This window comes from Mucilaginibacter aquatilis, assembly GCF_009755275.1.
GTDB lineage: Bacteria > Bacteroidota > Bacteroidia > Sphingobacteriales > Sphingobacteriaceae > Mucilaginibacter > Mucilaginibacter aquatilis.
In genome coordinates, this window is record NZ_WQLA01000004.1 from 54,658 (window position 1) to 75,460 (window position 20,803).

Here is a 20,803-nt window from a genome sequence, read left to right on the forward strand (position 1 = left end):
GCTAAACCTGTAATAACTGAAATATTTGATTTGAGCTTAATACGTAATCTGCTGCATCAATGTTTATCGCAGCCGCAGGCATATCCTTCATTTCTGCATCAGCCGGATCCTGTACTATAGTAAGTGATCCATTATTACGCAGTTTCAACAATCCCTCCGCCCCATCCTGGTTGGCTCCAGACAAAAGCACAGCTGTACATTTGTCCTTAAAAACATCGGCAGCACTTTCAAATGTTACATCGATAGATGGCTTGGAATACCAGACTGCCTCTGAGACATCCAAGCTAAATTGTTTTTCATTTTCAACCAGCGTATGGTAGTTTGCCGGTGCTATGTAAATGGTGTTACTATCTATTCTATCCTTGTCGCTTATCTCACGGAGGTACATACGACTATTTTCAGCGAACAGTTTTTCAATTTCACTAAAAAAATTTTTTTTCCGGTGAATGATAATGATTACCGTTTTATTCAAATCGGCAGGCAAATTTTTGACTGCATGAAATAACAGCTTGAACGACCCGGCCGAACCTGCAAGCAACAAAACCTTGGAGTTATGCCACCTATCCTTAATGTCGTTACTAAGCTCCAATTTTTTGATAAATATTTTCTTTGGAATTGATTGTCTTGAAGCGCCTCTTAAAGGCATCGGAGCGTATAGCCTCCTTGCTGCCAAGACACAAGAAACCTAACGGACATAAGCTTTTGTAAAACAAGTCCAATATCTTTTCCTGCAAATGCGATTCGAAATAGATGAATACGTTACGGCAACTAATCATCTGAAACTCGTTGAACACATTGTCAGATATAAGATTATGAACCGAGAATAATGTATTCTGCTTCAACTCGGCTTGTACGGTTGCTGCATCATATAAAATGGTAAAATGATCGGTAATGGTGCCTGGCAGGCCACAGTACTGATAGTTTTCGGCGTATGATTTAATTTTGCGTAAACTGTAAATGCCCTTCTTTGCTTCCTTCAGCACTTCTGTATTTATATCGGTACCGTATATAAAAGATTTTTTGTGCAATCCGGCTTCACGCAAAAGTATAGCCAATGAGTAAGCCTCCTCGCCTGATGAACAACCGGCACTCCATATTTTTACATGCTGAAAGGTTGACAGGTAAGGCAGCACTTGTGCATTCAGCGCCTTATAAAATAAAGGGTCGCGAAACATTTCGGTAACGTTCACAGTAACTTCTTCCAAAAAGTGCTGAAAGAACGCCGCATCATTAATTAAAAGATGCTTGAGATCATAAAACTCAAGCTTCTTTAACTGCATAATACGCGTTATGCGCCTTTTAAGTGAAGCTTTTGAATAACCCGAAAAATCAAACCCATGTATTTTTTTTACAACGTTTACAAGCTCATCAATTTCTACAGGCGTTAAGCCTTGCGTGTCTGTACTTTCATTTATCATAAATTACCCCTCTAACCATAACTGCATCAATGATATCAAACGGTCCATATCAATTGGTTTAGTTATGTAATCATTAGCGCCGGCGGCCAAACACTTTTCTCTATCTTCTTTCATAGCTTTGGCCGTTAGTGCTATTACAGGTAATTTATTCCATTTGTTTTGTTTTCTTATTTGCCGTGTTGCTTCGTAGCCATCCATTTTTGGCATCATAATGTCCATCAGCACTATATCAACCCCTTCGGTAGCTTCAAGTTTTTCAAGCGCCTCGTCGCCGTCATTAGCTATCTCAACAATCAGATCATATTGTTGCAATGCACTGCTTAAGGCAAATATGTTGCGCATATCATCATCAACAATGAGCACTTTTTTACCTTTAAGGCTATCTTTTCCTTTGTTTGGTGCAAAGGTTTTTGGAGCCGACTCTGCTGATGGTGACGAGCTTACCTTATGAAGGAATAAATTAACCTCATCAATCAACCTATCAGCCGATTTGTTGGTTTTCATTACCATGGCATTAGCGTACTGCATCAAACGGTTAACTGAAGTTTTATCCAGTTCCATAGCCGTATTCACAATTACCGGAAGCTCGGCAAAACGATCAATGGCTTTGATTCGGTCAAGTAAATCAAGGCCCGATTCGTCAGGAAGGTTCAAATCCAATATCACGCATTGATATTCATTTTGCTGCAGCATGTTAAATGCCTGTTGACCGTTAAATGCCTGGTCAACCGTAATTCCCTGTTTTTGCATCAGGTCCTTCAACGCCTGACTTTGCGCTTCGTGATCTTCAACCAGTAGTATTTGTTTAAACGAAACACCACTTTGGCTCATCATATCGTTAAAGAGCTTATCAAGCGTTTCGGTGTTTATAGGCTTTTTCATAAAGCTTATAGCACCCTCTTTGCGCACCCTGTTTGCAGCTGCCTCTCCGGCAGACATTAAGTGGACAGGAATATCTTTGGTTGAAGCATCAGCTTTAAGTTCCTTCAATATTTGCCACCCATCTTTGCCAGGCAGCATAATATCAAGTATAACGGCGTCAGGCATGTTGTCTTTGATAAACTCAGGCGCATTGGTACCTTCATTCAGCATCAAAGCTTCATATCCATGGTCGCGGGCATAGTCTTGTAATATGTCGGCAAAGTTTTTATCGTCTTCAACAATTACTACCAACGGAGTTGTGCGGCCTGGTTTACGTATTTGCGCTTGCGAAGCCGGTTTCAATGGCTCAGAAACCGGTTTGAAACTTTCAACTGTAGGAACCTGCGGCTCTTCTTCGCTGCGGGCTGTTGGCGTACCCGTTACCGGAATAGTTAAAATGAATTCACTGCCACGGCCAACCTCGCTGCTAAGTGTTATTTCTCCACCTAAAAGCGCCGCCAATTCACGGCTTATTGAAAGGCCTAAACCGGTGCCGCCGTACTTACGGCTGGTAGAACCATCGGCCTGCTGGAATGCTTCAAAAATAATTCTTTGCTTCTCAGGAGCTATACCTATACCGCTATCTTTTATTGCAAAGCTAATTGTCCCTTCATTTTTACCAGGAAGCGCCTTAATAGCTATGCTGCCATTTTCAGGAGTAAACTTGAAGGCATTTGAAAGAAGGTTTTTGATGACTTGCTCAACCCTTACCTTATCAGTAAATATAATGTCAGGAACATTAGTTACCTGATTGGTGAAGCTTATATTTTTATTACCGGCAACTTCGGCAAAAAGCATCTCCATGTCTTTCAATATCTCAGACACACGGATGTCGTCATAATTTAAATCAAGCTTGCCCGATTCAATTTTTGATAAATCAAGGATATCATTTATAAGTGTAAGCAGATCATTACCGGCATTAAAAATTACGCTGGCATATTTAATCTGATCTTCACTTAAATTATCTGTCTTATTATCTTTTAATATGCGCGCTAAAACCAATATACTATTCAACGGCGTGCGCAACTCGTGACTCATATTAGCTAAAAACTCCGATTTGTATTTGCCGGTAGTTTCCAGCTCCGTAACCTTAAGGTTTATGGCTGCACGAGCTTCTTCAATAGCTTGATTTTTTTCTTCAAGCAAGCTGGCCTTTTCCTCAAGCTCGGCGTTGATGGTACGCAGCTCTTCCTGCTGAACGCGCAACTCCTCTTCAGAGGCCTGCAGCATTTCAGTTTTGTTCAGAAGCTCCTCATTAGTAACGCGCATTTCTTCCTGTTGGGCTTCCAGCTCCTCGGCCTGTTGCTGCGTTTCTTCAAACAAGTCATGCATTATGGTGCGGGCCTGCGCAGTATTTATTGCAATACCAATATCATCCGCCGCAGCTAAAATGTATTCTTTGTCAACCTCTTTCACCTCCTTTTGGAAAGCAACTTCCATTACGCCTTTTAGCTTTTTGTCAAAGAAGAATGGCACAATAAGGATTTCGGCAAGTTCCTGATCAATAATGGACGTTTGGAGTTTCAGTTTATCGTTCAAATTACCTTTGATAGTAGCCGATTTTTGATCTTGCGCTACCTGCCCCATCCAACCTTCAGACAATTTGATTTTAGGCTTTAATACACCTAAATCATGAAAAGCGTAGTAAGAATATAGGTCTAAGTTTTCGTCATTCTCGTTATAAAGGTATAGGGTTCCGCTTAGAGCGTTGGTATACTTGCAAACCTCATTTAATACATTTTCGGCAAGTTCTTTTTCATTTTGCTGCCCCTGCATCTTTTCGTTCAGCAAGCCTATGCCTGTGAGTAGCCAGTTTCGCTGTTCATTCTCAGCAAGTACTTGGCCCAACTCAGTATTTGTATCCTTAATCTCCGCCTCTATCTTCTTTTGTTGTTCAAACGTTTTTTGAATATAAAAGAATAATACAACGATGATGATCAAAAATATTACTGAGCCCGTAGTTATGGTTAAAATAGTTGAATAGGCCGCCTGAGTAGTTTGTGCCTTACCAATGGTTAACGAGCGTGTTTCAACCCTATTAATTTCGTCAATTGTTGTACGAATGCTATCCATTAACGCTTTACCGTTAATGAGCATATCATGAGCCACCATGTACTCAAGGCCTAGGTCGTCACGCTTTTCAACATTGGTTTTCATTAGCCCCAACTGGTTGTTGGTTAACGTAAACAGCATGTTTACGTTGCCTTGCTGGTCGGCATCGTTAATAACCAAACTCTCGAGCTTTGATAAGTTTTGACTGATACGTGGCAAGGCAGCGTTATACGGATCTAAAAACTTAAGCTTGTTCGTTGCCACGTAACCGCGCATACCGGTTTCAGCGTCAATAAGGTTTTGTAATACATTGCGTGATGTAGTTACAATTTCCTGGCTATGCTCTACAGATTTTTGATTATCTTGAAGCTGGTTGATGCTGCGGAAAGAGAATATACCGACTATAAATACCAGCACAATGGATAACGCAAAGCCAATTAAGACCTGCGTGCGGAAGTTTAACTTAAGCATTTTATAGGATAAGAATGTAATATCAGCCCTTGCGAGACTAACGAATCAAAGCTAACAATAAATCAAAATATGTTGAAATAAAAATCTTTTCGTACGAGGAATTACCTATAATAGTTACCACTTCTTGAAAACTACAAATACGGCAAGCATAATCAACCCAAAACCTACCATATGGTTCCAGGCAATTTTCTCGGTTTTAAAAAACAGCGTGGTAAATATCATAAAAATGGTAATGGTAAGTGCCTCTTGAATTACTTTGAGTTGTAATAAGCTAAAGGGGCCTCCCTCCTCCTCGAAACCGGCCCTGTTTGCAGGTACCTGGAAAAGGTATTCAAAAAAAGCCATACCCCAGCTAAGCAAAATCACCATTATAAGCGGAAGGTTTTTTGCCCATTGAAAATCTTTAAACCGCAAATGCCCATACCAGGCAAACGTCATAAACGTATTAGAAATAATAAGGAACAGTATTGTTTTTATTCCACGCGCCAGCATATTAAATCAATTTCATGACTTAACATCGGTTACTGTGGTTTGTTGCGTGAGCGGAAATCTTTCTTTGGGATTGGCAAGGATGCTTAAAACAGGACCGGCAAAAAGCAAGTACCAGCCCCATTTAAATTTTATTTGATGTGTAAAAAAACCGGCAATTCCCTTAAATGGTATGAAGCTGAAAAAATCGTGCACCTTTAACTGCGCTGCAGTAAATACCAATAACACCAATGCCAAACCTATCCACGCCACAAGGCGGGCTATTGAAAATTTGCGCAGTATAACGCAGGCTACGCCCACTACAGCCATTAATAAGACAACCATGGCAAATGCCTTTTCCAAACCGTACAAATTGTAAGTTTTTAAGCCAAAAGCGGTAATTAAGGGGCACCATGTACCGGCAAGCAGCAATATAAATCCAAAAAATGACAAAAACGATTTGGGCGACATACGTTTTGGGTGGCTGAGTTTTGTAAAAAGGTTTTTAGCAGTTAAAGATTACTTTGTGATTTCCATTTTTTCGGCAAAGTGAGCACAATAGTCGCGCAAATCTTCTACAATATTCGTTTCACCTGTAGCACGTAAAAAGCTATCACCCATAGTTTGCAACGTTTCAAAGAAAAACTTCTTCATTTCGTTAACCGGCATATCTTTAGTCCATAAATCAATACGCATGGTATTTTTATAATTATGATCCCATAAAGCCAGCATGAAAGATTTTACCGGAACAGCATCTTTGTTAGCGGCATCGGTAGACTCCCAGGTAATTTTTTCAGGAACGTTATTATCGTCAAGATCTACAATTAATTTAATCTCAGCTCTTTTCATTTATTCAATTATTATTTTACAAGTAAATATATAACCACTGTAAGCGCTATAAAGCTGCCTTCAATAAGCCAAAGGGTTTTTAAGTCTTTAAAAAAATTACGAAAAATCATATCCAGGAAAGCCGAACCCACCGCATAAACCAAGAAAACCAGGGCAATTGCGCCGGTAAGCTGCTGTGGCTGGTTATCAATAATACTTGCCGGTTTAAACAGCCATGTAATTAATGCCAGTACTAAAAAAAAGGCCGTGGCAAAGTTTAAGGGGGTTATTCTAATTTTCATTCTTTCGAAAAGTTATCTTTTACGCAAGGCCTTACCGCGGGTTGTTTTGGGTTTACCATGTTTTTTTGCCAACTGCTGTTTGTGGCCAAGCTTCGGCTTCTTCTCTACACGCTCTTTTTTCTCATGAAATGCCCCTTTAAAGTCAGGGTCTTCTCTGCGTTTCTGCAAGTCAATTTCGCGTGCCTGCTCCTGGCGTTCTTCATAAGGTGTTTCTTCAATGAAAACATCCTCGGGTATTTGCTGCACGGCAATTTGCTGCCTTATAAGCTTTTCAATTTTCCCAACGTAATACTCTTCTGCAGGGTTACAAAAGGTTACTGCTTCGCCACTTTGATGCGCACGGCCGGTGCGCCCTATACGGTGAACATAATCTTCAATAACAATAGGCACATCAAAGTTAATCACATGGCTTACATCGCTCACATCAATTCCTCGCGAAGCTACATCAGTAGCCACTAAAATTTTAATATCATCATTTTTGAATGAATTGATAGAGTTTATACGGGTGTTTTGGCCTTTATTGGCATGCAACACCTTAACCTGCTGATCATCATATTTACGAACTAAGAATTTGTAAACATCTTCGGCAGCATTACGGGTTTTAGTAAACACAATAAGCTTCTTAATATCCTCGTTACGGTCAAGCAGCTTTTTAAGCAGGTTAATTTTGGTTTTTACGTTAGGTACGTGAAACAGTGATTGCGTTACGGTTTGTGCAGGTGTAGCCTGCGGTGTAACTTCAATTACCGTAGGAAATTCAAGAAAATTACCAGACAGGGTTTGAACCTTATCAGACATGGTAGCCGAAAACAATAAATTTTGCCTTTTGCGAGGTACCACTTCCAAAATGCGGTTAATTTGCGGCATAAAGCCCATATCCATCATTTTGTCGGCTTCATCAAGTACGAGTACCTGTAATGGCTTGGTAACAATGTGCCCGGCAAGATAAAGATCCATAAATCTACCAGGTGTAGCTACAATTATATCAACGCCCTTTTTTATGTTTTCTATCTGGGTTTTAGGTCCCAAGCCTCCATATAGAATAACGGTACGCAAATCGGTATTGGCAGCAAAGCTGCGTATGTTCTCCTCAATTTGCATAGCAAGCTCACGGGTTGGAGCTAAAATTAGTGCACGTGCATCGTTACCCTGTGCATACTTTAACTTCATAATTATTGGCAACACATAGGCGGCAGTTTTACCTGTACCCGTTTGCGCAATGCCCATCACGTCCTGACCGTTTAAAATAGGCGGAAAAGCTTTTTCCTGTATCGGTGTGGTTTCGGTATAGCCGGCATCAGCAACAGCATTTAATATCTGCCGGTTAAATTTAAAATCATCGAAAGGTACGCCCATAGCGGGCAAAGATACGCTTTTAGTGAAGAAGTGGGAAAGTACTTGCTTACTGAGTTGGTCGTCAAGCAGTCATTTTACTGGCAAAAGCATTAGCTTTTATTATATGGAACAAGTATTTGCTCAAAAAAAGCCCGGGGCCCTACCAAAGCCCCAGGCAAATCAACAATTATTATTATTGTGCGTTTACGGTGGTGTTCAATTGGCGTGCTTCCTCTAAATGAGCTTTTAGCGTAGGCAGTTTTTCGCGTGCAAAGTTTTTCAGGTCGTCATCTTCAACGTTGTTTGAAGCCTGTTCAAATAAGTTTACTTGCTCCTCGTGCGATTGTACCATTAACGTAGCGAAGCCTTTATCAAACGCAACACCGGTTAATGGCATTAAACTGTTTAATTTTGTTTGATGTTTTTCAAGTAGTTGCGTTGGTACAGTGAAACCTTCGTTATTAGCCAAGGTAGTTAACTGAGTACTTGCTGTAGTGTGATCATTAACCATGTGATGACCGTAATTTTTCACCTGCTGGCTTACACCTTTTTGCTCCGCCATGGCACCAGCCTGAATTTCGAGCATGTTACCACTTGCTGCCTCATTTACAAAAAGCTGGTTCTGCATTTTCATGGCATCATCATCGTCATCATCAGAGCATGCTGAGAATGTGAAAACGCTTAACGCAAGCATTATTACTAAAATAAATTTGTTTTTCATATTGATTAATTATCTTACTCAATAAGCAATAAACGCAATTGATGTTTCCGTGCAATGGGCTTTCGGGTATTTATCGGGTAAGTATGGGTATTAATACCCTTCGGCCTGTCAAATAATTAAACAATAACATTCTTACGCATTCAAACTTTTAAGCAATAAATATCCAAATCTGCATACCTTTACCACATGTCATCTATTCTCATAAAATCTGCTACCGTAGTTAACGAAGGCCAAAAGTTTGTTGCCGATGTTTTAGTAAAAAATGGCTTGATAGAGCGGATAGACCATAACATTGACGCTCATGCCGATGAATTAATTTACGCTGAAGGGCTGCACCTGCTCCCCGGCGCAATTGATGACCAGGTACACTTTCGTGAGCCTGGTTTAACGCATAAAGCTAACATATACACGGAGGCGCGCGCAGCGGTAGCCGGTGGCATTACATCTTTTATGGAAATGCCCAACACCGTACCTAACACACTAACCCAGCAGCTTTTACAAGATAAATATGACATCGCCGCGCAAAACTCGCTCGCTAATTATTCCTTTTATATGGGAGCATCTAACGATAATATTGAAGAAGTTTTGCGTACTGATGCTCGCAATGTTTGTGGCATTAAGGTATTTATGGGTTCATCAACGGGTAATATGCTGGTTGACAATCCGCGAACTTTGGAGAACCTTTTCTCACAATCACCTATGCTTATCGCTACCCACTGCGAGGATGAGCAAACCATAAAAAACAACCTTGCACACTATAAAGAATTAATGGGCGATGACATTACTATTGATTATCATCCAAAAATTCGTAACACCGAAGCTTGCTACTTATCGTCATCTATGGCTGTTGAACTGGCAAAAAAACATGGTGCGCGATTGCACATTCTTCACATCTCTACCGCAAAGGAAACCGAGCTTTTTGATAATAATATCCCGTTAAAAGACAAGAAGATTACAGCTGAAGCCTGCGTGCATCATCTATGGTTTAGCGATGCTGATTACGCTACTAAAGGTAACCTAATAAAATGGAATCCGGCAGTTAAGACCGCTGAAGATCGTGACGGCATTTTAAAAGCTGTATTAGATGGACGCATAGACGTTATTGCAACCGACCACGCCCCACACACAATTGAGGAAAAAGCACAGCCTTATTTACAAGCGCCATCGGGCGGGCCGCTGGTACAGCATGCCTTACCGGCTTTGCTAGCCTTGCACCAGCAAGGCAAAATAACACTTGAACAAATTGCTGAGAAAACCGCGCATAACGTAGCCACCTGTTTCCAAATTGAAAAGCGTGGATTTATACGCGAAGGCTACTGGGCCGACTTAGTATTAACCGACCTTAATAAGCCTTGGGAGGTAACCAGGCAAAACACTTTATATAAATGTGGCTGGAGCCCTTTTGAAGGCACTACATTTCCGGCTAGTATTACTCATACTATAGTATCGGGCAACTTAATTTATAAACACGGTAACTTTAACGAGACAATAAAAGGTAAACGCTTAACATTTAACCGATAATTAGTATTTTCAAAGACTATTCAACGTTAACAACCTTCTGATTCAATGTACAATCGTCGTAAATTTGTTAAGCTTTCGGCCGTAGGGGCATCAGTGTCTCTCCTATCAAAAAATGTAGCCGGAAACGCAAAACCGGTTTCTAAAGCTAATAGCCTGCCCATAGTAATATCAACCTGGGGTTTTGGTGTACAGGCAAACCAGGAAGCCTGGAAAACCCTGGCAAAAGGCGGACGTGCTGTTGATGCCGTTGAGGCTGGTGTAAAAATTCCCGAAGCTGATTTAACGAATCATACTGTGGGCCGGTCGGGTTACCCCGACCGTGATGGACACGTTACACTTGATGCCTGTATTATGGATGAGAAAGGCAACTGCGGATCGGTTGCAGCCATGGAGTACATTGCTCACCCAATAAGTATTGCGCGGCTGGTAATGGAAAAAACGCCGCACGTAATGCTGGTTGGCGAAGGTGCCACGCAATTTGCTGTTGAACAAGGCTTTAAAAAAGAAAAGCTGCTGCTGGAAAGTTCTGAAAAGGCATGGAAAGAGTGGCTTAAGAAAGCCGAATATAAACCAACAATAAACATCGAGAACAAAAAGGGCCTACCTGGTAACGAGTATAATCATGATACTATTGGCATGCTGGCTATTGATGCTCAAGGCAATATATCTGGAGCGTGCACTACCAGCGGTATGGCTTTTAAAATGCACGGCCGCGTGGGCGATAGCCCTATTATAGGCGCTGGCTTATACGTTGACAATGAGGTTGGCGGGGCAACTGCTACAGGTGTAGGCGAAGAAGTGATACGCAACGTAGGGAGCTTTTTAGTGGTTGAGCTTATGCGCCAGGGTTACGCACCCGAAGCTGCGTGTAAAGAAGCCGTGATGCGCATTGTAAAAAAGAAGCCTGAAATTGCCAAGGAAATACAGGTTGGGTTTTTAGCTATCAATAAAAAAGGTGAGTATGGCGCTTTTGCGCTCCAGAAAGGATTCAACTTTGCGGTGTGCAACAAGGACAAACAAGATTTGTTAATTGACGGGAAAAGTTATTATTAACTTACGCTTATAATATTAACATTTACGCTATATTTAACTTATTAGTATATTAATAAGTAACAGCCTATATATCTTTTCGTCAATTTTATATGAATATTGCTCTTGAGGTTTGCGCTAACTCTGTAGAATCAGCCATTGCTGCCGAAAAGGGCGGCGCCACACGTATCGAATTATGTGACAACCTTCATGAAGGCGGCACAACGCCATCCTACGGACAAATAAAAGTTACTTTAAATAAAGTTAATATACCTGTACATGTACTGCTCAGGCCGCGTACCGGCGACTTTTTATACTCTGCTGCAGAGTATGAGGTGATGAAAGAAAATTTAAAGATGGCTGCTCAACTAGGCGCGCATGCTATAGTAACCGGCATGCTGCACCCCAACGGAACCATTGATAAAGTGAGGTGTAAAGAGCTGGTACAAATGGCAAAAGATGCAGGCATGAAAGCAACTTTTCACCGCGCTTTTGATCTTTGCGCAGATATGTTTCAGGCATTGGAAGAAATTATTGAAATGGGGTATGATTGTATACTTACCTCAGGCAGTAAAACAACTGCAATTGAAGGCGCCAGTAAGATAGCTCAACTCATACAAAAAGCAAACGGGCGTATATGCATAATGCCCGGCGGCGGTGTGAGCGAATATAATGTGAATGACCTGGTGCACTTTACCGGTGCCACAGAAATTCATTCATCGGCACGCAAAATTCGTAAAACGGGCATGCTTTATATGAATGAAAATATATTGTTAGGACGTAGCGTAGGCAAAGATTACGATATAGACGAAACCGATGCAGGCCGCGTACGCTCGATAATTGAAAAAGCTAACGAACCATACCCCTTGCTAAAAGATACTCAGGGGCAGTATGAGGCCTAACCTATTACGACCGTTTCCTCCAAACAAATCTTCATCCATCAAACGCGTATACCGCAGGCCAAATGTTATGGAGCTTTGATTAAACCATTGGGTATCAAAATATAGCTCTGCTCCTGCCGATTTAAAATCTGCTTTAAACGTTGTGCCGTTTCGGTAAAAATCAGTACCACGGGTGTAGTCATAAAATACACTTCCGCGCAGGCGCATAACGTATAATAAGTTTCCAAAGCCTGCATCAGGGTACGCTACCGGGAAATGATAGCTTATTCCGGCTTTGTATAAACGATATAAGTTATCAGCTGTATAACCGCGCGAAAACGGCAACTGATTAGAGAAAAAGCTGTAAGCCCTATCTCGGCGCTGATGAGCTGCATTAATTACAATACTGTGCGTTGGTAGTATACCAGGAAAATAAAAAGTACCGGATGCTAACCATTGATGCGCACTTAAGCTGTTTATAGTATTACGATAGCTCAGCGTTACACTTTGCGCAAGCCGCGGATTTATTAGTTGATAGGGCTTGGCAATTTGATTGTTGAAAGTGAATGAATTATTTAAGTAAGTATAATTAGGAAGTGAACTTCTGAATGCCTGTTGTTTAACATCATTCATACTTAAATTAACGCTGCTTGTGAAGGTAAGGCGCGTATAGTTTCTGCCACCGGCAAAAAGCAGTGGCACCTGAATGCCGGTTTGCAACCTTGTCTCGTTCCAGTTTACTTCAACTACATTGCGGTTGGCGTCAAAGCCGTAGTCGCGCCGGTCTAGCGTGTAATCAACCCTGCCAAACAGGTAAGGAAAAAAGGCGCCATAAGTAGTATTAAAACTTAATTGTTTATATCCTTCATTACGGTTATAACCAAAGGAAAGCTCAGTTTGCAGGGTATTCAAAATATTCTCTCCCATTAAAGATATACTGTAATCAGGGTCATCAATATTAGGAACCAGACTATGGAAGTTAAACGGATGAGTAAACTTCGGATACTTTTTTGCAGGCGTGTCAGCTGGAGCCGCCGATGTAATCAAGTTACTGGCCGGTTCATTTTTCAGTGATGCAATATTGAAATCAGGTAACTGCGATATTTCGGTAAATGGTTTCAAATAAAGATCTTTTTTATCTGCCTGGTGCAATTGATAACCAAATGCACTAAAACTCACCCACCCTACTTTATTTGTGCTTACAGCAGGCTGATAGTTGCCAATGTAATTACTAAGAGAGTCGCCTTGCAATTCATATACTTTACGGTCGGGTATGCTGATGGCAAACAGTTTGTCGTTAATGCCCGATGTTCCTGTGAAGTAAACTGTATCGCGCTGCAACACCGGAAATGCTTTCGGCGCTATGCCTTCGGGTGTAAGTTCGGTTAACTTTCCGCTTTCAACGTCAACTAACGCAATACTCATATTGCCCGATGTTTTACGGATAGCTGCAATAATCGAACTTTCAGAATAAAACTTGGGGTAAGTATAAAATAGCCCATTAGGATTGGGTACTTCTTTAATTAATACACCGTTAGCAGCATTTAATATATGTAAGGCATACTTGCCCGATGGCTGCACATCAACTGCAACAATGCGGCTGTTATCAGCATTAAAGGCCGGAGCAAAATACTTGGTTTTATGAGTAACATTTTGCTGATAGCCGGTTGCCACGTCAACTATTTTAAGCTCATTATATTCACGGTAGGTCCAGCGCGGATCAGGACGACGCGATGCATAAACAATCTTACCGTTGTTATACGTAAAGTAACCATCAACGGTAAAGTCCGATAGTCGTATTTTTCTTTCTTGGTCGCCTCGCCTTTCAACAAAGGTTGCCCGTTGCTTGTACGACGATTTCCGGTAGATAATAGTGCTGTCATCTACATAGGCAGGAAATTCCTGATTGCCGATAAAATGCTGATTGCTTTTGTATCGTGAGGCGCCTTTTTTTAATTCGGGACCTACCAGCTGCTGTTTGAAATAATTAAGCGCTGCGGTGCGATAGTCAGCGTAATTTTTGCCTGTGTAACGTTTTAATGCGCTTTGAAAAGGATAAACAAGTGTACGGTAAGCTGCTGCATCTCCATGAATTTTGCGCCAAACATCATCACCGTAAGTGTTTCTTCCGTAAGCAATCATCATATACCCTAACGGATACCAGTCGGGCACAAAGTCTAGATATGATCCGTTACGAAGCTTCATCCAGCTATAGTCTTTTCCGGCCGCCCATAAACTTCGATAGCCGTTGAAAAAGTAAGGTAGGCGGCCCCGTCCCTGGTTGGTTAAGTAGGTTTCATTATAAACGGCATCGCCCTCGGCAAACCAGTTTGGTACGGCAATACCATATCCCAAGGCCTGCCCGCCTTCTCCAAAAACAGCTTTTAAAAAAGCGGTTAATCCTACGTTGGAGTTATTGAATTGCTGAACGTGCCTGAATTCATGTATAGCCAGCTGATCGCCCACAGGTAAGCTACCTAATGAGAAACTGTTTTGTGCCGGTACAAGGTAAAACTCGCTTCTGAACGGTGCCAAACCAACGTAACCATTAGTAGTAATTAGCTGGTTTTGCAATACGATGTTTACTTTACGCTGCTTAAAGCCTATGGTTGGTTGGGTACTATGTTTGACATGATCAATTATGCCCGCTAACCGCCTTGCAATTGAATCCATACCCAACGGATATATTACCCTTGCCGCTGAATCATTGAGCTGATTCCATTTAAGTGAAGGTGGATTTCCGCCAAATTGCTGTGCATTTGCTCCCAACGCCATCAACACCAATGCTGCTATAAATACACCACAAAACTTAGCCTTAATCATTATGCGATGAAATTAATGAGAAATACGCATTAACGCAATGATTTATATAGGCAAAATAGGAGTCAACAATGTATGGTTGCAGTTGAGTACTTTACTCAATCATAGTATATACTTACATGCTGCAAAGCAATTCACACAAGTATGACAAGCCTTAAGCTAAAACTAGCTACATTTGCCGCTTGTTAAGCAAGTATTATGGCTAAAGTTTCCATCAACCTGGCAACGGGTTCATTGCAAAAGGAAGAAATTATTGTAGGAATTGATTTAGGTACCACCAACTCGCTGGTAGCATTCATCAACCCCGAAAAAAACCCGCAGGTTATAAATGACGCAGGCAAGGGAGTGTTAGTGCCTTCGGTTGTGCATTTTGATACCACAGGCACCATTACTGTAGGTAACGAGGCCAAAAATTACCTGGTTACAGACCCGCAAAACACTATATTTTCAGTTAAGCGTTTGCTGGGCCGCTCCTATGGAGATATTGAAAATTACAAAGATTTTTTCTCATATAAAGTAATTGATGACAACACAGAAAGCCTTGTTAAGGTTAAAGTAGGCGATCGCTTTTACACCCCTATCGAACTATCTGGCTTAATATTAAAGGAACTGAAAGAGCGTGCAGAACACGCCCTAAAAACGCCTGTTAACCGCGCGGTGATTACCGTTCCTGCTTACTTTAATGATTCGCAACGCCAAGCCACACGCGATGCTGGCAAACTTGCCGGGTTAGACGTTTTACGTATTGTAAATGAACCTACTGCCGCCAGCTTAGCCTACGGTATAGGGCTTAAGGCCGACGAAACTAAAACCATTGCAGTATACGATTTAGGCGGTGGCACATTTGACGTGTCTATACTGCAAATACAAAACGGCATATTTGAGGTGTTAGCTACTAACGGCGACACCTTTTTGGGCGGAGATGATTTTGACCGGGCTATACTTGAATATTGGATTGAAAAAAACCAGTTGAACCGTACAGAACTTGCTGATAACCGCGAGTTGATGCAGCAGCTGCGCTTAAAGGCCGAAGAAGCTAAAAAAGCGTTTGCACATCAAAGCCTGTTTAATGAAAAAATTAGCGATATATGGTGTACGCTAGACCGCACTACATTTGAAGAACTGATTGCCCCTAAAGTTGAGCAAACCATTAAAGCCTGTACCAATGCGCTTACAGATGCAGGCTTAAGCATCAACGATATTGACGAGGTTATTATGGTTGGCGGATCTACCCGCACCGCTTTAGTTAAACGCCGCGTTGGCGATTACTTTGGCAAAACACCGCATGATGATGTGAACCCTGATGAGGTAGTTGCCCTTGGTGCTTCAATACAAGCCGACATTTTAGCAGGTAACCGTAAAGACATTTTACTGCTTGATGTAACCCCTCTATCATTGGGCATTGAAACTATGGGCGGTTTAATGGATGTGATTATTCCGCGTAATTCAAAGGTACCTACTAAAGCAGGCAGGCAGTACACTACCTCTGTCGATGGACAGGTGAATATGAAAATTTCTGTTTACCAGGGTGAACGTGATTTAGTTAAAGAAAACCGCAAACTGGCTGAATTTGATTTGAAAGGAATACCGGCTATGCCTGCAGGTTTCCCTAAAGTTGATATCAACTTTTTACTTAACGCCGATGGCATATTGAAAGTGCAAGCCATTGAATTACGCTCTGGTACTAAGCAGGAAGTTGACGTGAAGCCTGCTTACGGTATTACCGATGACCAGGTTGAACAAATGCTTATGGACAGCATTACGCATGCTAAAGACGATGTGGCTCAACGTATGCTGATTGAAGCGCGTACCGAAGGTGAACAAATGGTTTATACCACTGAACGCTTCATAGAAAAGCACGGTGCACTACTAAGCGTTGCTGAAGTTAGCGGTACACACCAATATGTTGAGGCTTTGAAAGCTGCACTTACCAGCGGTGATAAAGACCTCATCCACAAAAAAATTGACGAGCTCAATGAACTTACCCGCCCTTATGCCGAACGCGTGATGGACCAGGCTATTGCAACAGCCATGAAGGGTAAGAGTGTTGATGAATAATATTAAGTAAAGCGTGCACATAAACGAGTGTGTGCGCTTTTACATCAAATCAAATTCTGATTTCCAACCAATTTGCTTTTGTATTTGTTCGAATGTAAAGATTCCCATTTTGAGTATCTGGCCTCTTTTATTAATGTAGCCTGCTTGCTTGCAATGAATTGTATAGTGCTTATCGCCATCATTAGCATGGCTTTCGCCGCCCCATAACACTTCTTCACATGCCTTTCCAACAATGGCTTTGCCTTTATAAAAACTTGTAACAGCTTCAAACTGGGGTTCAATAACAACTTGTCCCTTTTCATTGGCAAAGCCGATAAGTCCTTTGTTGTCAACTGTGCGTATCAAATTTTCGCGCAGTTCATCAGGTGATGGCTCGCCCTTACTTGTGTTATAAACTTCAAATAACACTTTTTCTCTCCTGTCAATAGCATACCAGCCATGTTTTTTTCTGAACCCTACTACAGCAAAGTGTTTAAAGCTATTTGTAAAGCAAAATGAATACTTGGCGGTGTCGAGTTTGAGAACCGTATCACCTTTAGCATTTACAAAAGCGTATCCATACCTATTTTTAAAAGTAGTGTCTTCACGTGATGTAAGCACATCCATTTTAGGCTGTGCAATTGCAATTGAACAGACAAAGCAAAAAAGCACTACGGCTAAATATTTCATTGTTGTACCGTTAAGTTTATTAATAAAACTAAAACTGCAAATCAATTATTCATTAAACTAACTATTTGCTTAACGCAGCCTATTCGCCTTTTTACCTACAACAGCTGCAATAAGTAAGATAACCGTTGAGGAAACTATTATAAATGCAAACATCAAATTGAATCCGAAGCCCATTAAGTTGACAGTTGCTTATATTGCATTTATTTCAGCTCAATCCAAACGGGTGCATGATCGCTGGTTTTTTCCCAGCCGCGTACATGCTTGTCAACACCTGCCGCTTTCAGTTTATCTGATACTTTCGGATTAAGTAAAAAATGGTCAATACGCAAACCGGCGTTACGTCCGTATGCATTGCGAAAATAATCCCAAAATGTATAAATGGTTTCTTCAGGATATAGCTTACGTATGGCATCTGTCCACCCCTGTGCAACAAGGTTTTGGAATGCCTCACGTGTTTCAGGACGGAACAAGGCATCATCCAACCAACGTTCGGGCTTGTAAACATCCTGCTCGGTTGGCATCACGTTAAAGTCTCCTGTAAGTATAACAGGCATATCCAGTTCAACTAGGCGTGCTGCGTGTTTCTGCAGCCGCTCAAACCAGCTTAATTTGTAATCAAATTTTGGTCCCGGTGCCGGGTTTCCGTTAGGAAGGTATAGTCCGCCTATTATTACATCGTTAACCATAGCCTCAATGTAGCGGCTTTGTATATCGTCATCGTCACCCGGAAGGCCTCGTTGTAACTCCTTTATCTCCATGCCGCGGGCTAAGATGGCAACACCGTTCCAGCTTTTTTGCCCGTGCCAAATGGCATTGTACCCTGCATCCTTAATGGCTTCTTCGGGAAACTTTTCCTGTGGCGCCTTAAGCTCTTGCAAACAAACTACATCGGGCTGCGCCTCGGCCAGCCAGCGAAGTAAAACCGGCAGTCGGCCGTTTACGCCGTTGACATTATAAGTGGCAATTTTCATATTGTAATAATAACATAAAACATTACAATTTGTGGGAGTTGATTGAGTAAATACACTCAGTCATTTATTTGAACAGTGGTTGTTCACACTAAGCCTGTTACTATGTTATCTAGGGATTTATCATCATGATTTAGTGAACATACTGCATGTAAAGTTAATTACGTTCAAAATGAGGTTAAATTTTACAGGTCCGTAATCTAATTATAACACTGTGTTACAGATATTTAAATTGCAAATTCCGTAAATTAATTTTAAAAACCACGGCAGCTTAATTCTTTTTTGCTGTTTCTGACTTTACTTTGTATTGCTGCAACGATTATTACTCAAAATCGTAAACAGCCATAAACCAATTATACACTTAGTTGAAATTCCGGTATCAGTAATTTGGATGTGCCGTGTTTTTTGACTGGAAAATAAAAACTATTAACTGACCTTAAATGAGAAGAATTGTACTCTCGCTATTTTTTGTTCTTTCTGTTTTACTTAGCCAGGCAGCTGAAATAACCAGAGTTGAGCCATCATCATGGTGGACCGGCATGGTTAACAAGCAGCTTCAAATAATGGTTTATGGCAAACAGATTGGGTTAAGCCGGTTAATTGTAAATTATTCAGGTGTAACTGTAAAAGAAGTTGCCCATACTGATAATCCAAATTATCTATTTGTTTATTTGAACATTGCGGATAACACCAAACCGGGCAACGTTAAGCTACAATTTAGACAAGGCAACAAAACGCTTACGCATAACTTTCCGTTGCTTGCACGTACAGCTACAGAAGGTGCAGCAGGTTTTAGTCAGGCCGATGTTATGTATCTGATAACTCCCGATCGTTTTGCAAATGCCAATGCGGCTAATGATGATTTAGATGGCGTTAAAGTAAATCGCGAAGACCCAAATGCACGCCATGGCGGTGATTTGGCCGGCATTGCTAAAAACATCAACTACATAAAAGATTTAGGCTTTACAACGGTATGGTTAAACCCCGTACAGGAAAACCGCATGCCTGGTGGCTCCTATCACGGCTACGCCATCACCGACTTTTATAATATTGATCCGCGTTTTGGCACTAACAGTGAATTCAAAACCTTGACGGCTAACATGCACAAAAACGGCTTGAAGGTGGTAATGGATATGATTTTTAACCACTGCGGAAGCTCACATTGGTGGATGAATGACTTGCCTTCAAAGGACTGGATTAATAATAACTCTGGCAAATATGTACAAACCAACCATGCTAAGTACACTTTGATGGACCCACACGCTGCTGCCATCGATAAAGATATTTTGATTAAAGGCTGGTTTGTTAAGGAGATGCCAGATTTAAATCAACGCAACAGGCACCTGGCTACTTATTTAATACAAAACAGCATATGGTGGATCGAATTTGCATGTATAGACGGTATACGCCAGGATACATATCCCTACCCCGACTATAAGTTTATGGCCCGCTGGTGCCGCGAGGTACAAGCCGAATATCCGCAGTTTAACATCGTAGGCGAATCATGGTATGGCCGGTCATCGGCATCATCTTGGTGGCAACAAGGCTCTGTATTGAATAAGCAAGGCAAAACCGGGCTTAAAACTGTAATGGATTTTCCGCTTACTTTCATAACCTCAGGCGCTTTTGATTATCACAAAGATGATCGCACAGGTGAAGGAAGTCCTTTTTACAGCATATACGAAGAGCTTGCTCAAGACTTTATGTTTCCTGACCAAAGCAACATTCTTACATTTTTAGATAACCACGATTTAGACCGCTTTGCCCGTGCAGACGACCAGGATCTTCGCCGCTATAAACAAGCGCTAGCCTTTTTACTAACCACAAGGGGTATTCCGCAAATTTACTATGGTACCGAAATTTTAATGGACGGTAAAAAAGCTAAAAGCGATGGCTACGTGCGTACCGACTTCCCTGGTGGCTGGAGCGGTGATAAAAATAATGCGTTTACCCCCGATGGCCGTAGTGATAAGCAAAACGAGGCCTGGAGTTACTTGCAAAAATTGCTTAAATGGCGTAAACAAAATGCGGCAATAGCAAACGGAAAGCTTGTACACTATGTCCCTGACGAAACCGGCGTGTATGTTTATGCACGTATAAGTGGCAAAAAAACTGTTTTGGTTATGCTAAATGGTAATAACTCAACCCGCCAAGTACCTATGGATAGGTATAAGCAAGTAGCCGGCAACCGAACGGAAGGCCTTGATATAATCACAGGCAATAAATTCAATATCACCAAGAGCATATCTGTGCCGGCCAGAGGGCAATTTATATTAGAATTAAATTAATCAATTATCCCCAATATGCATAGCAAATAACTGTACCTCAAACCTAACCAACC

Annotated in this window: 17 protein-coding genes; 5 read left to right on the forward strand and 12 right to left on the reverse strand. The window is 41.4% G+C overall.

Going from position 1 to position 20,803, the window contains the following annotated elements:
* Window position 1 precedes the first annotated feature (1 nt).
* The 9 genes from GO816_RS11215 to GO816_RS11255 all read right to left on the reverse strand — a co-directional run bounded on the left by GO816_RS11215 (window position 2) and on the right by GO816_RS11255 (window position 8,516).
* Window positions 2-589: a chemotaxis protein CheB gene (locus GO816_RS11215; RefSeq protein ID WP_198171499.1), complete on the reverse strand. Its 588-nt coding sequence runs from the start codon at window positions 587-589 to the stop codon at window positions 2-4.
* The gene (locus GO816_RS11220) at window positions 579-1,418 is read right to left on the reverse strand and encodes a CheR family methyltransferase (RefSeq protein ID WP_157542025.1); all 840 of its coding nucleotides are present in this window, start codon (window positions 1,416-1,418) and stop codon (window positions 579-581) included. Before GO816_RS11220 ends, GO816_RS11215 begins: the two co-directional genes overlap by 11 nt.
* Window positions 1,419-1,421: 3 nt before the next feature.
* Window positions 1,422-4,862 (reverse strand): response regulator, encoded by a 3,441-nt coding sequence (locus GO816_RS11225; protein WP_157542026.1) that lies wholly within the window; start codon window positions 4,860-4,862, stop codon window positions 1,422-1,424.
* A gap of 114 nt (window positions 4,863-4,976) precedes the next feature.
* Window positions 4,977-5,354, reverse strand: a complete 378-nt coding sequence (locus GO816_RS11230; RefSeq protein WP_157542027.1) for a DMT family protein — start codon at window positions 5,352-5,354, stop codon at window positions 4,977-4,979.
* 12 nt (window positions 5,355-5,366) lie between these two features.
* On the reverse strand, window positions 5,367-5,801 hold the full coding sequence (locus GO816_RS11235; protein ID WP_157542028.1) for a hypothetical protein: 435 nt from the start codon (window positions 5,799-5,801) through the stop codon (window positions 5,367-5,369).
* 48 nt (window positions 5,802-5,849) lie between these two features.
* Entirely contained in the window at window positions 5,850-6,179 is a 330-nt protein-coding gene (gene gldC, locus GO816_RS11240; protein ID WP_157542029.1) for a gliding motility protein GldC, read from the reverse strand.
* Window positions 6,180-6,190: 11 nt separating this feature from the next.
* Window positions 6,191-6,460, reverse strand: coding sequence for a hypothetical protein (locus GO816_RS11245; protein WP_157542030.1), 270 nt, complete (start codon window positions 6,458-6,460; stop codon window positions 6,191-6,193).
* 12 nt (window positions 6,461-6,472) lie between these two features.
* Window positions 6,473-7,816 (reverse strand): DEAD/DEAH box helicase, encoded by a 1,344-nt coding sequence (locus tag GO816_RS11250; RefSeq protein WP_157542031.1) that lies wholly within the window; start codon window positions 7,814-7,816, stop codon window positions 6,473-6,475.
* 172 nt (window positions 7,817-7,988) lie between these two features.
* Window positions 7,989-8,516 carry a DUF4142 domain-containing protein gene (locus tag GO816_RS11255; protein WP_157542032.1) on the reverse strand — a complete coding sequence of 176 codons (528 nt, stop codon included), beginning with the start codon at window positions 8,514-8,516 and terminating at the stop codon, window positions 7,989-7,991.
* A 186-nt stretch (window positions 8,517-8,702) separates the two neighbouring features.
* On the opposite strand from GO816_RS11255, the gene GO816_RS11260 reads away from it, so the two are divergent.
* The 3 genes from GO816_RS11260 to GO816_RS11270 all read left to right on the forward strand — a co-directional run bounded on the left by GO816_RS11260 (window position 8,703) and on the right by GO816_RS11270 (window position 11,968).
* Window positions 8,703-10,037, forward strand: coding sequence for a dihydroorotase (locus GO816_RS11260; RefSeq protein ID WP_157542033.1), 1,335 nt, complete (start codon window positions 8,703-8,705; stop codon window positions 10,035-10,037).
* A 45-nt stretch (window positions 10,038-10,082) separates the two neighbouring features.
* The gene (locus tag GO816_RS11265; protein WP_157542034.1) at window positions 10,083-11,090 is read left to right on the forward strand and encodes a N(4)-(beta-N-acetylglucosaminyl)-L-asparaginase; all 1,008 of its coding nucleotides are present in this window, start codon (window positions 10,083-10,085) and stop codon (window positions 11,088-11,090) included.
* Window positions 11,091-11,179: 89 nt separating this feature from the next.
* Entirely contained in the window at window positions 11,180-11,968 is a 789-nt protein-coding gene (locus GO816_RS11270) for a copper homeostasis protein CutC (protein ID WP_157542035.1), read from the forward strand.
* Here the strand turns inward: GO816_RS11270 and GO816_RS11275 are convergent.
* On the reverse strand, window positions 11,936-14,770 hold the full coding sequence (locus tag GO816_RS11275) for a TolB family protein (RefSeq protein WP_157542036.1): 2,835 nt from the start codon (window positions 14,768-14,770) through the stop codon (window positions 11,936-11,938). The genes GO816_RS11270 and GO816_RS11275 overlap by 33 nt on opposite strands.
* Before the next feature lie 195 nt (window positions 14,771-14,965).
* On the opposite strand from GO816_RS11275, the gene hscA reads away from it, so the two are divergent.
* On the forward strand, window positions 14,966-16,825 hold the full coding sequence (gene hscA, locus GO816_RS11280; RefSeq protein ID WP_157542037.1) for a Fe-S protein assembly chaperone HscA: 1,860 nt from the start codon (window positions 14,966-14,968) through the stop codon (window positions 16,823-16,825).
* A gap of 39 nt (window positions 16,826-16,864) precedes the next feature.
* Here the strand turns inward: hscA and GO816_RS11285 are convergent, their stop codons facing one another.
* Window positions 16,865-17,494 carry a WG repeat-containing protein gene (locus GO816_RS11285; RefSeq protein ID WP_157542038.1) on the reverse strand — a complete coding sequence of 210 codons (630 nt, stop codon included), beginning with the start codon at window positions 17,492-17,494 and terminating at the stop codon, window positions 16,865-16,867.
* A 200-nt stretch (window positions 17,495-17,694) separates the two neighbouring features.
* A complete protein-coding gene (xth, locus tag GO816_RS11290) occupies window positions 17,695-18,465 on the reverse strand; it encodes an exodeoxyribonuclease III (RefSeq protein WP_157542039.1) in 771 nt (256 codons plus the stop codon).
* Between the two features lie 437 nt (window positions 18,466-18,902).
* Here xth and GO816_RS11295 point away from each other — a divergent pair, with 437 nt between their 5' ends.
* Entirely contained in the window at window positions 18,903-20,750 is a 1,848-nt protein-coding gene (locus GO816_RS11295; RefSeq protein WP_157542040.1) for a glycoside hydrolase family 13 protein, read from the forward strand.
* Window positions 20,751-20,803: the final 53 nt, after the last annotated feature.